Source organism: Kocuria sp. (genome assembly GCF_030538595.1).
In the GTDB taxonomy this organism is placed as follows: Bacteria; Actinomycetota; Actinomycetes; order Actinomycetales; family Micrococcaceae; genus Kocuria.
The window spans coordinates 46,511-59,499 of sequence record NZ_JAUNTS010000015.1 but is presented as its reverse complement, the minus strand read 5'-3'; the positions used below and the strand labels follow the sequence as shown (position 1 = coordinate 59,499).

At 59.0% G+C, this 12,989-nt stretch carries 14 protein-coding genes; 11 read left to right on the top strand and 3 right to left on the bottom strand.

The annotated features are described in order from the left end of the window. Positions 1-255: 255 nt before the first annotated feature. Genes Q4G32_RS12030 through Q4G32_RS14000 form a run of 3 tightly spaced genes read right to left on the bottom strand, consistent with a single transcriptional unit; the run spans position 256 to position 2,474 of the window. Positions 256-1,536: an EsaB/YukD family protein gene (locus Q4G32_RS12030; protein WP_303351709.1), complete on the bottom strand. Its 1,281-nt coding sequence runs from the start codon at positions 1,534-1,536 to the stop codon at positions 256-258. Positions 1,537-1,551: 15 nt separating this feature from the next. Beyond that, positions 1,552-2,058: a hypothetical protein gene (locus tag Q4G32_RS12025; RefSeq protein ID WP_303351708.1), complete on the bottom strand. Its 507-nt coding sequence runs from the start codon at positions 2,056-2,058 to the stop codon at positions 1,552-1,554. Further along, positions 2,058-2,474, bottom strand: coding sequence for an FHA domain-containing protein (locus Q4G32_RS14000; protein ID WP_368660397.1), 417 nt, complete (start codon positions 2,472-2,474; stop codon positions 2,058-2,060). The genes Q4G32_RS12025 and Q4G32_RS14000 overlap by 1 nt, the downstream gene beginning before the upstream one ends. A gap of 583 nt (positions 2,475-3,057) precedes the next feature. Here Q4G32_RS14000 and Q4G32_RS12020 point away from each other — a divergent pair. The 11 genes from Q4G32_RS12020 (at position 3,058) to scpB (ending at position 12,550) form a co-directional block, all read left to right on the top strand. After that, positions 3,058-3,405, top strand: coding sequence for a hypothetical protein (locus Q4G32_RS12020; protein WP_303351706.1), 348 nt, complete (start codon positions 3,058-3,060; stop codon positions 3,403-3,405). 66 nt (positions 3,406-3,471) lie between these two features. Continuing rightward, positions 3,472-3,777 (top strand): pore-forming ESAT-6 family protein, encoded by a 306-nt coding sequence (locus Q4G32_RS12015; RefSeq protein ID WP_303351704.1) that lies wholly within the window; start codon positions 3,472-3,474, stop codon positions 3,775-3,777. Further along, positions 3,777-4,730: a DUF6177 family protein gene (locus tag Q4G32_RS12010; protein WP_303351702.1), complete on the top strand. Its 954-nt coding sequence runs from the start codon at positions 3,777-3,779 to the stop codon at positions 4,728-4,730. The genes Q4G32_RS12015 and Q4G32_RS12010 overlap by 1 nt, the downstream gene beginning before the upstream one ends. A 12-nt stretch (positions 4,731-4,742) precedes the next feature. Next, entirely contained in the window at positions 4,743-5,117 is a 375-nt protein-coding gene (locus Q4G32_RS12005; protein ID WP_303351701.1) for a DUF6507 family protein, read from the top strand. A gap of 79 nt (positions 5,118-5,196) precedes the next feature. Continuing rightward, a complete protein-coding gene (locus Q4G32_RS12000; protein ID WP_303351700.1) occupies positions 5,197-7,851 on the top strand; it encodes a Tox-REase-5 domain-containing protein in 2,655 nt (884 codons plus the stop codon). 526 nt (positions 7,852-8,377) lie between these two features. Continuing rightward, a complete protein-coding gene (locus Q4G32_RS11995) occupies positions 8,378-8,611 on the top strand; it encodes a hypothetical protein (protein ID WP_303351698.1) in 234 nt (77 codons plus the stop codon). Positions 8,612-8,711: 100 nt separating this feature from the next. Then, entirely contained in the window at positions 8,712-9,104 is a 393-nt protein-coding gene (locus Q4G32_RS11990) for a hypothetical protein (RefSeq protein WP_303351697.1), read from the top strand. Beyond that, a complete protein-coding gene (locus Q4G32_RS11985; protein WP_303351695.1) occupies positions 9,101-9,832 on the top strand; it encodes a hypothetical protein in 732 nt (243 codons plus the stop codon). Before Q4G32_RS11990 ends, Q4G32_RS11985 begins: the two co-directional genes overlap by 4 nt. Positions 9,833-10,083: 251 nt before the next feature. Further along, positions 10,084-10,977 carry a ParA family protein gene (locus Q4G32_RS11980; RefSeq protein ID WP_303351694.1) on the top strand — a complete coding sequence of 298 codons (894 nt, stop codon included), beginning with the start codon at positions 10,084-10,086 and terminating at the stop codon, positions 10,975-10,977. Next, positions 10,977-11,891: a segregation and condensation protein A gene (locus tag Q4G32_RS11975; protein ID WP_303351692.1), complete on the top strand. Its 915-nt coding sequence runs from the start codon at positions 10,977-10,979 to the stop codon at positions 11,889-11,891. Before Q4G32_RS11980 ends, Q4G32_RS11975 begins: the two co-directional genes overlap by 1 nt. Then, a complete protein-coding gene (gene scpB / locus Q4G32_RS11970; protein ID WP_441327508.1) occupies positions 11,888-12,550 on the top strand; it encodes an SMC-Scp complex subunit ScpB in 663 nt (220 codons plus the stop codon). The genes Q4G32_RS11975 and scpB overlap by 4 nt, the downstream gene beginning before the upstream one ends. The last annotated feature ends 439 nt before the right edge of the window (positions 12,551-12,989 follow it).

The following is a 12,989-nucleotide window of genomic DNA, read 5'->3' as shown; positions in this document are numbered from 1 at the left end:
AGACCTCGTAGGCTTGTGCATCAATATGGAGCACGGGGCTTGAGCGCCTGCTGGACAGCACCTCCGCCATCTCAGCAGCCAGTGTTGTGGCACCGCTTCCACCATGGGTGGTGAGTACGCCAATCCGACGCCGAAGCGGTAGTGGTGCTGTCATGTCACGCTGCAATCTGCCCAACTCGGTTCCCACCCGGGGGCTGGATGTGTGAAGTACACCTCGTAGCGTATTCAACGGCCGCTTTGTGATGCGCCCAGCGGTCATTGGAACACCTCCAGTAGATCGTTGTAGACGCCGAGTAGCCCCAGCACAGAGGTGAGCACCACTAGGACAGCCACAAGTTCCATGATGTCCAGAGAACGGCGAATTCTGGCCTGTACGACCCGGGGTGGATGAAGGACGGCTAGCGCGAATGTGCACCCCAGGAGCACAAAAGCTGTGCTGGTCCTGGCAGCATCACTGACAAGATGCGTGTTCACCAGCCACAGGCTGGTGGGAATGCCCGCAGCGAGCAAAAGACTAAAACGCTGGGGGATCAAGGGGACGGTGCGGGAGCGCAAAGCCACAACACTGATCAATGCAGCGGCCAGAGCCAGACGCCAGGGACCATCATCGGAGATGAGATGAACCAGACCGATGGACACCGGCCCGCACACCATGACGAGTGTCCAACTCAGCACCGCATAGGAATTGTCCACCGCGGCGTCGACGTTGTTTCGTAGGACCGCGTTTCCGTGAATCACGCGGTCATCAAGCTGAGCCAAGCCCGCCACAGTCAAGGCAATGCCTGGCAGGACGCCGATGAGCACAGTTCCCAGCACAGCGGTGAGCGTGTAGGTGGTAGTGGTGTCCGCTCCGGCTAGAAGCGAGAGTAGCGGCGCCCCAGCAACGAGTGTGCCCAGGGCGCCACCTGTCATGGCGGACCGTTGCTGCCGGCCCATGCCCAAATGGATACTCACTGAGAGGCCCAACGCGACGAACGCTGCCAGTGCGAGTTCCAGGGGTGGCAGGTATATGGCCAATACTGTGATGAAAGCTGCCTGAGTACCTAATCCGAGACTGACAACCACCCAACTCAGACGGTTGATTCCAAGACGGGCCAGCCCTGCACTGAGTGCCAAGACGATGACCGCCACAACGCCCGTGGTGAGCAGGCCGAGCGATGTGGCCGACTGGAACCCTAGGAAAAATCCCAACGCTGCTACCATCATGGCCAATACCGCCGTATATGCCCACGGACGCCACCGATCAGTGCGCTCTTGGGCACGAACTGCGGCGACGTCTGTGAGATCAACGGTTTCGGGTGGTTGAGGAGCTTCATCGAACGTGGTCAGGCGCAGTAGGGCGCCCTGGGCCACCCCTTGATCGGAGAGTGTCCGGTCAAAGTCGATTTCAGTGCCCGAGGTTGCTGCAAGGGCGAATGCAGTCCCTCCGGGGTCTGCATTCCCCAAGATGTCCAGGATCTCCGGTACAAGGGAACCCACGGGCTCGTCATCGGGAAGTGCAACATCCGTCTTGCGATCATCCGAGGCAATTGTCAAGCGTATGTAACGCAATTATTCGTCCTCCACCACGGTCAAGGTTTGCGGGTCAACTGTGATCCCACTGGCGGGGTCGGTGTAATATCCAGTGCTGGAGTCGTAATACCAGTTCAGGCGAATGTCAATAGTACGACCTTCCGGGTCTGTGGCTAGTTTAGTTTCTGGGTCAACGGTAAATCCCGTTTGTGGGTCAATGTATTCACCAGTATTTTCATCGACCAGTAGGCCGGTTGCTTCGTCTTCCCGCAGCCCGTTTCCGGGTTGAATAGGGTTGGCTTCAGCGGCATTCCGAAAAGCTGTTAGTGCCTTCTCATTACGTTGACTTTCCAGAATATTCAAAACGTACCCGGTGGCCAAGCAGCCGATACACATGACAGCGGCGAGGATGGCAGATCCCAGAAATCGGCCGATGTTGTTCTTGACGACTTTCCGAGTGGGCATGGGGCCATAGGCCAGCGCCGACTGCAATCGACGCCGGTGAACCTTGGTGGTTTCAATGAGTATCTGGTCGGAGTCGGACATCAGCGCCGCACCAGATTTTGCTCGGTCATCAACTGAGTATCTGTCAATGAACCCCTTGCGCTCAGTGGCTGAATCTTGGCTCGCCGTGATCCGAAAGCCGCTGTTGTGTTAAAGGGGACGTGGATCGGTAGACCAGGTTCCAGTGCGCGGGGGTTTTCACCGTTATTGATTAACCAGGTTCCGCTTGCGGAGTGGAGGTCTTCCAGAAGGACTCCACCTTCACAAGCGACTACGACGGCGTGGCTATATGCCACAGATCGGCTCAGATCAGGGAGCGTCACTATGTTACGGACGTCATGGGTTGGCTGAGGAGCGCGTCCAAGTACCGCTCGCCCTCGAATGACAACGCGCAAGCCGTTATCGAAGTGCAGCACTGACGAGTGCTGACGGCGGTCCGTAGGGCTTGATGTATGCATCCGAGAGAGCGACGCCATTTGTGGAGGCGGCCGCAGAGGATCTGCTCCACCGCGCACCAATACGTCGCGATGAGGGCCATGCCAGAAGGGTTGCGGTAGATAGGACGGCACGGCAACGCGGCGCACTCCTGTGGCCCAGCTGCCCGGCGATCTCCCAGCGGTAGCTCTCAAAACGGCACGGCTTGCGATGAGGAACACACACAGGGTCAGGACAGCGGTCATGATTGCGCTTTGTGGGAGGCCGGTCCCAAGCAGTATCAGCCATGTGCCTCCAACCAGACTCGCCATCAAGATCACATCCATCACGACGGCGACTCGGCTGCGAGCCGAACTTGCCTGTTGATAAGAAATCACGACGTAACGCTCCGTAGCTCTGGGGCCGTGGTTGAGACGGTGTGGGCGGGGGCCTCCGCCGCGCTAGCTCACGGAAGTTTGGGCCGTCTGGATGCTACATGGCTGTGACAGGCTACAACGTAAGCACTGCGTCATAGAATGCGTTTTCATACACTTTGTATTGTGTTGTCGTCGGATGCGTTTAGAGTCGGGCCGTCAGCATTGATCTCGTGCTAGGAGAGGAAGCGCCATGAAGTTCTCGATGGAAAACGACACGTTGTCTACGTTGGGGCAGCGGACGTCGGTTGAGTCAGATGACCTTGGGTCGCAGGTGCGGCGCCTGGTGGAGGCTGCCGAGCCTCTGGAGGGCGTGTTCAATGGTGCGGCAAAATCGAGCTTTGACTCGTTCAAGGCTAATGCTGACAACATTGCCAACGCGTTGAACAGTGCGCTGGGTGGAATTGTTGAGTCGATTTCTGGTCAGGATCGAGCATTCGGTACTGCTGCTCAAGAGGGTGCGGAAACACACTCTACGGCTGAGGCTTCATCAGATTTCTCTGGGGCAGAGTTTCTTTCCCGGATTGCACCGCAAGGATAGGCGGTCGGGCAATTCGACTTGCGTATAAGAGTTTGAATCTGTCTTGGAAAAGATTGGAAAGTTGTCATGGGAAATATAGTAGATCGTAACGATTATTCAATTGGTGCCTCGGAGTCCGCGCAGGGAAATTTTGAGACGGTAGCGGCAATGCTGGAGGCGACTCTGGACCGACGCGACGCAGACGTTCGAGCGGCGATGTCCGAGTACCAGGCTGATGGAGTGTCAGATCAGTATGAGCACTTGGAACAGCGCTGGAATACCGCGGGTCAGCAGGTGCGGGACATCATTCAACAGATACGGAATTCGCTATCGGAGAATGATGACGTTGCTCGGCGCGCGTTGAGTCAGGCCAGCTCCGCCATCCCCGGGTGATGGGGAGGGCCTTGGAACATCCGGCGGGCCAGGCACTGGCGGGATTCGCCACTCTCGATTTGGGTGAAGTCTTCGGTGCTGAGCAGAGTGTGGCTTTGTTTACGCGTGAGATCCGGGACTTCATGAGCTCGGCGCATCGCGGCGGGAGATTGCCGCTGATGGTGTCTGGTCCAGATATGCGTTTGTCCTGGTCGCTTGCTCAAGAAATGGAACGTGGGCTCGCTCGTTGGGCAATCCGGTCTGCTGACGGCGGCTTGGTTGATGGTGGTTCTGGCCAACCTGTTTCCGACCCCAGTCAGCTGTGGGGGCCGGTCCCCACCGAGTCTCCTGCTGTGGGTGCTCCCGAGACTGTGGGCGTTCTCAACCTGGAAATGTTTACGCATGAGCGTGCTGATCCGCAGGTGCAGATTGGACCGGGTATTGAAACCTTCGTGCAGGCGTTGGGCTCGGATGCGTTCGAGGCCTGGTTCCTGGATGAAGAGCAGCCTCGTCCATGGAACGCGCAAGCAGTGACTGGCGAGCTGCAGCGTCAGATGCCCCGGACACAGCCTGTCTTCATGTGCGCCCCTTCGGGTGCTCGGGTCCGGGTTGACGTGATCCGGCAACACAGCGGTTTGACGGAACATGTGGTGGCCTGCCTTCCCCTGCCCGGTGGGGGTGACGGACATGGCTCTGGGGTGGATGCCCGAGTGCTGGATGCGTTGAGGGAAGTGATCATGGCTCGTCGTGTGGCATCGGCGGTGGTCTCGGCAGGCTCCTATGGGATGTGCGAATCCAGGTTGGTTCGGGAGGTTGGGCATTACCCGCACGAACGCCCCATAGCTATCGTATTGAGCCCATTGGCGTTGCGGGATTACCGAATAGATATTGACAGACTCTGCGCCTTGGGCGACATGGAATCAATCGGTCCAGGCCGACACAAGAGCTACATCATAAAAGTTGCGAATTCGTGATGAGGTAACACGATGTCTGAATGGCAAATATTTCCCTCCGGCGTTGAATCCGTCCTCGGGACAGTCCAGGAACAACAGCCCGCAATTGCGGAGTCAGTTGCGATTGAAATTCTAGAATCGGTGATGTCCAACATGGATGTGGCTTCAGAAGCGACCGCGCCGGCGATTGCTGCTGTCCAAACGCTGTTGGAAGATGTGACCACCAGTGCATCTCGTATTTCTTCCCGGGTAGGCGCAGGCGTGCTGGGAGTTTACGAGGCCACCATGGCGTACAGCACAGGGCAGCAGGAGATGGCTGGGGAATTTGAGGCTCATATCGGGGCGGCCGCTGAGGGCGACATTTCTTTCTTTGAGCAGCACGGGAGCGTGGAGGTAGCAGGTGCTTGATCCTGGGACCGGAACTGGTGCGCCAAGCGGAGGTGAGGCGCGATCCATCGCTGATTCACCTCCGACAGACGGCCAGGGTTTGATCGACTCTTCGGCGTTCCTGGTGAAGGACGGTGACCTTGAGCCGGCCAAGATCAGCATGGCAGGTGGGATTCTCCGCAGCGTGGGAAGTAACCTGAGTATGGCTACTGGCACCATCTCGGGGACTTGGGATGGGATCCAACCTCATTATCAGAGTCCAGAACAGGACCGTGTGTACACGGTGATGCAGCCGGCGGTAGATGAGGCCGATGACACCGTCGATGCTTTGCAGCGCGCTGAGGGAGTGTTGGAAGGATTCGCCCAAGAACTTTCACGGATCATTCCCGAACTGGCTGCCGTGACGCAGGAAGCCGATGATTTTCGGGCTGAAGCGTTGGCTGGGTACAATGAAGTCAGGCCTACAGAGTCCGGTTATGGTACAGTAAACCCTGGTTATGGCACGATGAAAGTGTATCCGGTAGCTGAAACCCCTTCTGGAATTGATGAGTCGCTTGTGACACACATTTCCTGGCGAGAGCATCGCCCGGCCTTCGAGCGCAACCAGGAGCTTGTTGATAAATATTCTGGCGTTTTCTTGCGTATCGTTGACGCCGCCACAACGTGCGCTCAGGGCGTCAAAGGCTGTTTACGGCATGTCGACGCGCCAGAGGTCGCGGCCCCTGACATCACCCAAGAGGCATTAGCTGATGTATGGGGGTCACGTGCGACCGAGATTCGTGATTTCTCTCAGCAAACCAAGGACTTCCTTTTCAATAGCCTTGCGGATGTTGTCGGTTTGGGTACCTGGAATATTCGTGAGGGAGAGATGTGGGACTTTGAACTCGCAGGTCAATCATGGGGTGGCTTGCTTGACGTTGGATGGTCATCCGCGCTTTTGACGGTCGGGGCCCCGTCGGTACTAGCTAGCTGGGGCCTGCGTCAAGCGGGTATAGAATTACCGGGAGCGGCCGGTGCGGTGACGGGTTATTTGGCTGATAGGTTTGACACGGTTGCTGGTGTGGGTGGCTCTTTTGTCGGCTGGGATCATCAAGAATATTTGGCTGGCGGTGACGCGTGGCATAAATGGCAAGACAGCAACACCAGGGTTGAAACAGGGTGGGAGGCTGCTGCCGGGTTCACCGGTATAATCGGGGCTGGTCGAGCCGTGGCAAGTAAAGGCGCCAGAGCAGGAGTTCGTTCTGCACGAGCTGGTGAAGGTCGGGCCGGCGTGTTGACTGATGGCTCATTGACAAGCCCTCTCTCGGGGACTGGTTCTAATCTGCGGTTTCCGTCTTTAACACCGTCTCGTATTGATCTAACCGGATTGCTGCTATCGGCGATGGGTCGGCCTGCGGTGGCCGGTGGTGTACCGGGAGTGTCTGCTGCGGCGCCGGTGCGCGGTGGCAGTAGGTCTGCTTCGGTAGTGGACCCTGGCGCACGCTCCACCGGGGCGGGTGGTTCGGCTGGTGTAGCTGGCTCGGCCACTGGGCTGCGACATGGCGCGGACGGAGGCACGGCACCAGAGTTCGGTCGACGGGTGGGTGACAACGGTGAGGTGCTGCCGTTGCCCGGTGACGGGGACTCATCACCTGGTAGCGGGTCTGGGGCATCTCGTGGCGGGCCAGCAGCTTCCTTTGCCGATGCGACATCGGGAGGTGGTTACGCCCAGGGAGCCGGCGCAGTAACACGGCCTGTCGATTACAACCCTGATGGGAGAGTGATCACAAAGCCGACCGCTGAGCAGATGCAGCAGGCTTTGGCCAACAGCTCGCGGTTCACCAATGACCGTGGTTCGTTCATGGTGGACCCGCGTACGTTGGCTCCGTTGCGTGAGGTGACCAATGGCGCATCGGCTCGTCGAGCATGGCTGGTCCATCAAAACCCTGACGGGACGTTGATTGCAGTCAACCGTGGACACGGCAACGGCGCGTGGGCGCCGGTGGAACGCCACGGGGATCGGGTACTGGCTTACAGTCCGGATGCGGTGACTCCGGAGATTAGGGATGCTGCGTGGTCATCGGCTCCGCGTAATGCTGATGGGTTGGCGGTGGATTTCCGTGATGGGAGCATCCTTGACCCCACCCGTGCGGACACGATCATTGTGCGGGATATGACCACGGGTGAGTACTTCGTGACCCACAAGGGCAAGGCTTGGAGGTCGGAAGACTTTATTGATGTGATGAATGAGTACTACACGCGTGACGCCTCGATGTACACATCAGGGGATGTGATGCGACCCGGTGTAGTGGAGTCCATGCCAGGTACGCAGCCAAAATGGAATCCTCTGGATCGTATTCCAGGGGTGAAGGTGATCCGCCATAAGGTGGAGGAAGCGTGGATGCGGTACCAAGCCCAGATATCCGGTCTCGACATTGATCAGTATGGCGGGTTGGCAGAGTGGCACCAGCCACGGCCTGGTGGGAGTCATGTTCAGTTTGATGGTCGTGTAATGCGGGGTGATCCGCCACGTGAGGTCTTCCTGGAAGCCAAACATGGGTACAAGGGAGAGCTTGATCCTGTCACCGGTCGGGTTAGTCGCGATTTCGAAAGTCTTTGGGAAGATCAACTGAGACGGCAACTCGACGCAATGCCGGACGCAGCACACCTTGAATGGCATTTTTCGTCGCCAGAAGGAGCTGCGGCAGCTCGCCGGTTATTCTCAACTAACCCTGATTTTTCTCAAGTCAAATTTATATATACACCACTAAGATAGTGAGGATATTACTACAATGGATTCGTGCGGCATCAACGCTATGTGGGTGCGAAGGAATGAGGCGGTGGAATCTGTGGCTGCCAGATTGAGCCTTAGCTTGCAAGCGCTGTCCAACCTGTTGGATATTTCGGAGTGGAACGAGGGGGGGCGGGGTAATGTGTGGCCCATGGAGGATCCTGCGGCGCAATTCGATTTCATTTCGAACTCGCCGATGTCCGGCGATAATGGAGAACCATTGCATGATGAAGGGTGGTCTCTGCACCTAGGGGGAGAGGCGAATGATATCGAGTGCAGAACTGCACTCTACGCAAGTGACAAATATCTATCCCATAAACGGTCAAATAGTAACTTTAGAGTTTCTCTAAGCGATTACAGTTTAGAACGAGGTCGGTTGCGCAGGCTGGGGTCCTTGGTTGTGCCTTCCATCGTTGATGCATTCGAGCCACTCGTGGTTACCTTTGATGGGAAAGTTAATAGGCGATTCATGCGAGGCGGGTGGGAAGTTCCGCCGGCCTATGTTACGTGGGTGTCGTCGCGTTTGGGCGAGGTGGCTGAGTTGCCTCAGGGTTTCACGTCTGTTGAATACAACGGTGGCACGTTGGTCTCGGCAGATACTGGACTGTCTGAGATCGAGGTAGGCGAGCGGGTGTTGGATTTGTGGGAGCGTAGCGGTATGCGTGAGGTTCCGCATCCGGAGCGGACGATACTCCCGGGTGAAGAGTGGTCCTACCAGCTCCCAGATGGCAGCATCCTGGGTTAATACTTACCTATCCGTTAGATTATCTGAGATAGTAGAGGAAATAGAGAGGGTAGATCTTCTGATGTTTTCTGAACCCGAGTACCGTAGCCAAATTACAGGCTTGACTCCTTCCCCGGACGGTGGGACGCCCGTATGGGCGGTCCCTGTTGAGGGATTGGCTGAGCCCGTCACGTTCACAGGGCGAGTAGTCAGGCCCAGTGGCGTGGAAGTCTTCTTGGAGGCTGTGGACGAACGCTACCGCGTCCTGTGGGAAGACCCCTCAAGTGACATTGCAAGAACCTACGAGCGTCAAATGGTCTCCCGGGCCTTGATGGGCTTGGAAGCCATGCCCCAGGAGGCAATGTGGGAGTGGCACTGCGCCACTCCTGAAGCTGCGGCCTCGCTCATGAGGTTGTTCAAGGCCGAAGGCCTCTATGGCCAGCTGGTGGCCAAGTTCACGCCGCGTGAGGGCGCCCAGCCCGGCGCGTCATCAATGCAGGGAGGTGGCCGGTGATGGAGCGTTTCTCCGAAGGCGAGTTGGTCATTGGTGTCTATGACCGTGCGGGACAAGGCCCCGAGGAAATCGCCCAGATGATGGATTCGATCTTGGCGACCATAGATCACAACCTGGGGGTGGAGGACTACACACCTTGGGCGGTTCCGTTGGGACACTCCTGGCATGGGGACCTGGCCCACAAGATCAAGGTTGTGCAGTCTGTGCCCCGCGAACTTGATGAAGGTGCTCGCGCGGACACCGGCTATTCAGTTGCCGTGGCCGGGGAGGTGCAGGGGCATCAGGTCTACGTTCGGCTTGAAGCTGGAGCTCCTTTTGTGGGGCGGCGCGTGCCGCTGGTCCGCGTGTCCGTGAGCATTGAGCGGCCTGGCGTGGGTGTGGACCAATCGCTGGTCACCGTGGTTCTTGGCTCCATTGCCATCTGTTCAGACCCGATGATGGTCACTTCGGTTCCCCTGAAGTTGATTCGTATGGGCGATGACAAGGTTGATCAACTGTGGCACCACTGGTGGACGCCCCTGTCCGATCGCGTGTGGCTGTCCTCTCGGATCCTGGAGCTTGATACGCACCATCCCCAGGTACGCCCCATGGCCATGGGGTCGGGGTTCCTTTTGCAGACTGACTACACACCAGATCAGGACTCTGTGGCACAGGCCGGAGCGTTGCCGCATCTCGGTGGGTTGTATGAAACCCTCCAGCATTACAACCTGCTGGAGCTGCCCCACTGACGCCTCATGCAAGAGTCGGAGGGTGGAGGTCGCGGAAATGCGTCACGTTGCCTTTGGCCAGCCACATCCGTGGGCCGTCGTCCCATCGGTGCGCCGGACGGTGTGCTCAGCTCTGCATGGAGTTCTGCATGAAACTGTCCCCGGCGGTAGTCTTTCCCGGAGTGTGTACGCTGCCCGGCAGCCCTTTCCGCACGTGAACCACCGAGCAGTCAACGTGATCCCCATGTGATCAACCGAGGAGAGAAACCTAAGTGAGCAGCAAGAGCGAGGACCGGTTCCCCGAACTGGACGACGCCAGCGCGGGCAAGGTTGGCCCCACGGGCCGTCCCCTACGGAGATTCCCCGATCCCGCACCGCTGGATTCGCACGGCCCGGCTCGGATCATCGCCATGGTCAACCAGAAGGGCGGCGTGGGGAAAACGACGTCGACCATCAACCTGGGTGCCGCACTGGCCGAATGTGGGCGCAAGGTGCTCATGGTGGATTTTGACCCGCAAGGTGCGCTCTCTGCCGGATTCGGGGTCAACCCCCACGAGCTGGACCAGACCATTTACAACGTGATGATGGAACGCGGCGTGGATCCCTGGGACGTGATCCTGGAGACCGAGGTTGAAAATATTGACCTGATGCCGGCCAACATTGACCTCTCCGCAGCGGAAGTTCAGCTGGTTTCCGAAGTGGCGCGGGAGCAAGTACTGGCCTCTGCCTTGCGCAAGGTGGAAGAGCATTACGACGTCATTCTCATTGACTGCCAGCCCTCCCTGGGGCTGTTGACCGTCAATGCTTTGACCGCCTCACACGGAGTGGTCATCCCATTGATTTGCGAATTCTTTGCGTTGCGTGCGGTTGCCCTGCTGGTGGACTCCATTGAGAAGGTCCAGGACCGGCTCAACCCCAAGCTGGTGATCGACGGCGTTCTGGCCACCATGTTTGATTCCCGAACCCTGCATTCCCGTGAGGTGCTTGACCGGATTGTGGAGGCCTTTGGGGACAAGGTGTTTGACACCGTCATCAAACGCACCGTCAAGTTCCCGGATGCCACCGTGGCTGCCGAGCCCATCCTGTCCTTTGCCACCAACCACGCAGGTGCGGAGGCCTACCGGCAACTGGCGCGTGAACTCATCTCCCGCGGTGGCGCTCCCTGATGAGCACCGTGGTTCCCGAGGTGGACTCCGGTGAACTTTCGCCGGGGCTCTCCACGGGTTTTGCGGTGGAGTTGGACAACTTTGCCGGACCGTTTGAAGTGCTGCTGGGGTTGATCGGCAAACACGAGCTGGACATCACCACGGTTTCACTGTCAGCGGTGACAGATGAATTTCTGGACTATGTGCGTGCCTTGCGCTTGGAGAACTCACCCGCTGCCCTGGATGCCGCCTCAGAATTTCTGGTGGTGGCCGCAACTTTGTTGGACCTGAAAGCCGCGCGTTTACTGCCCCGCGGTGAGGTCAGCGATGAGGAAGACCTGGCTCTTTTGGAGGCCCGTGACCTTTTGTTCGCTCGGTTGCTGCAGTACAAGGCATTCAAAGATGTTTCCCAGTTGATGGGGGAGTCCATGCGTGCGGAATCTGCCCGCCAGGCCCGCTCCGTGCCGTTGGAACCTGAGTTGGCGACTCTGCTGCCGGAGTTGGTGTGGCGCACCACGCCCGATCAGTTTGCGGAGATCGCACGCCGAGCCTTTGCCTCCCAGGCAGAGACCCCCACCGAGGTGGGAACCGATCACCTGCACGGATTTGCGGTCACGGTGCGCCAGGAAGCCGAAGAGCTGCGCCTGCTGCTGGAGGACGGCGCCGAACACGGTTTCCGAGCCTTGATTGCCACTGCGGAGAACGTTCTGGTGGTGGTGGTCCGCTTCCTGGCCCTGCTGGAATTGTTCCGCGACCGTGCCGTGGACCTACGCCAGGAACACCCCTTGGAGGAACTGTGGGTCACCTGGACCGCCGGGGCCGAGTGGAGCTCCGAACGCCTCTCCGACGAACACGACCGGCCGGCATCACCCGAGGCCACTGATGCTGGTACTGGTAACTCCGTCCCCGCGGCTGCCCAAGGGGTGGGTCGGTGAGCACAGAAACGACGCCGAACACTCCCGTTGACGTGGACACTCTCCCCGGTGGATTGGCCGCGGCGTTAGAGGCCATCTTGATGGTGGCGGACCGCCCGGTCAGCGAGTTCGATCTTTCGGAGGTCCTGTCTGTTCCTGTGGCGGAGGTTCGTGCCACGTTGAGTTCCCTGCGCGCCGAGTACGACGGTCTGGGTACAGACATCACCTCCCACGGTGACCACACGATGGCTGGGGGGATGCCGCAGGAGGTGAGGGCCGGCGTCGTGCCCCGGGGGTTTGAACTGCGCAAAGTGGGTGGAGGCTGGCGATTTTATTCACGCAGTGAATTTGCGGCAGTGGTCCAGGCTTTTGTGCTGGAGGGGCAGACCTCCAGGCTGAGTCAGGCTGCCATGGAGACCCTGGCCGTGGTGGCCTACCGGCAGCCGGTGAGCCGTGCGCGGGTTTCGGCGATTCGCGGGGTCAACGTGGACGGTGTGATCCGCACGCTGGTGGCCAGGGGGCTGCTGGCGGAGGTGGACCGGGACCCCATCAGCGGTGCCCTGCTGTACGCCACCACCCCGTATTTCTTGGAGAAGCTGGGTCTGGATTCTCTGGAGGAGCTGCCGCAAATCTCCCCGCACCTGCCCGGTGTGGATCAAGTGGAAGACTTCCGCGACTAGCTCCCCTAGCTCTGACGTGAGATCACCTGTTGTTGTTGAGATCACCCACTACAGCCGGTGATCTCAACAACAACCGGTGATCTCGCGGGGGCGCCGGTGGCGGTGGCCGGGGTGCCCGGTAGACTTGGGCACTCATGGCGTCGCACGCGACCACACCGGTCTGCATCGGATCAGTTGTGCATCAACGACGGCGCACCACGCGGCAACCGGTGAGCCACCGACCGCGTGAAACCACCACAGACCTGACAAGGACAGTGAGACATGGCTGAGAACAGACAGAACAACAACCGCGGGGCACGCCCCCATCAAGGCGGCGCGAACCGCGGAACCGGGCGTCCCGGCGGTAAGCCCGGTGACAACAAGTCCGGTGGCCGCCCCGGATCGGGTGGCCGCCCTGGATCAGGTAGCCCCATGGGGCGTGGAGCAGGTGCCGGAGGCC

Excerpts from the sequence above, each read along its gene's own strand:
- Q4G32_RS12025 (WP_303351708.1), bottom strand. The coding sequence starts at position 2,058 with ATGTCCGACTCCGACCAGATACTCATTGAAACCACCAAGGTTCACCGG.
- Q4G32_RS14000 (WP_368660397.1), bottom strand. The coding sequence starts at position 2,474 with ATGCATACATCAAGCCCTACGGACCGCCGTCAGCACTCGTCAGTGCTG.
- Q4G32_RS12020 (WP_303351706.1), top strand. The coding sequence starts at position 3,058 with ATGAAGTTCTCGATGGAAAACGACACGTTGTCTACGTTGGGGCAGCGG.
- Q4G32_RS12015 (WP_303351704.1), top strand. The coding sequence starts at position 3,472 with ATGGGAAATATAGTAGATCGTAACGATTATTCAATTGGTGCCTCGGAG.
- Q4G32_RS12010 (WP_303351702.1), top strand. The coding sequence starts at position 3,777 with ATGGGGAGGGCCTTGGAACATCCGGCGGGCCAGGCACTGGCGGGATTC.
- Q4G32_RS12005 (WP_303351701.1), top strand. The coding sequence starts at position 4,743 with ATGTCTGAATGGCAAATATTTCCCTCCGGCGTTGAATCCGTCCTCGGG.
- Q4G32_RS11975 (WP_303351692.1), top strand. The coding sequence starts at position 10,977 with ATGAGCACCGTGGTTCCCGAGGTGGACTCCGGTGAACTTTCGCCGGGG.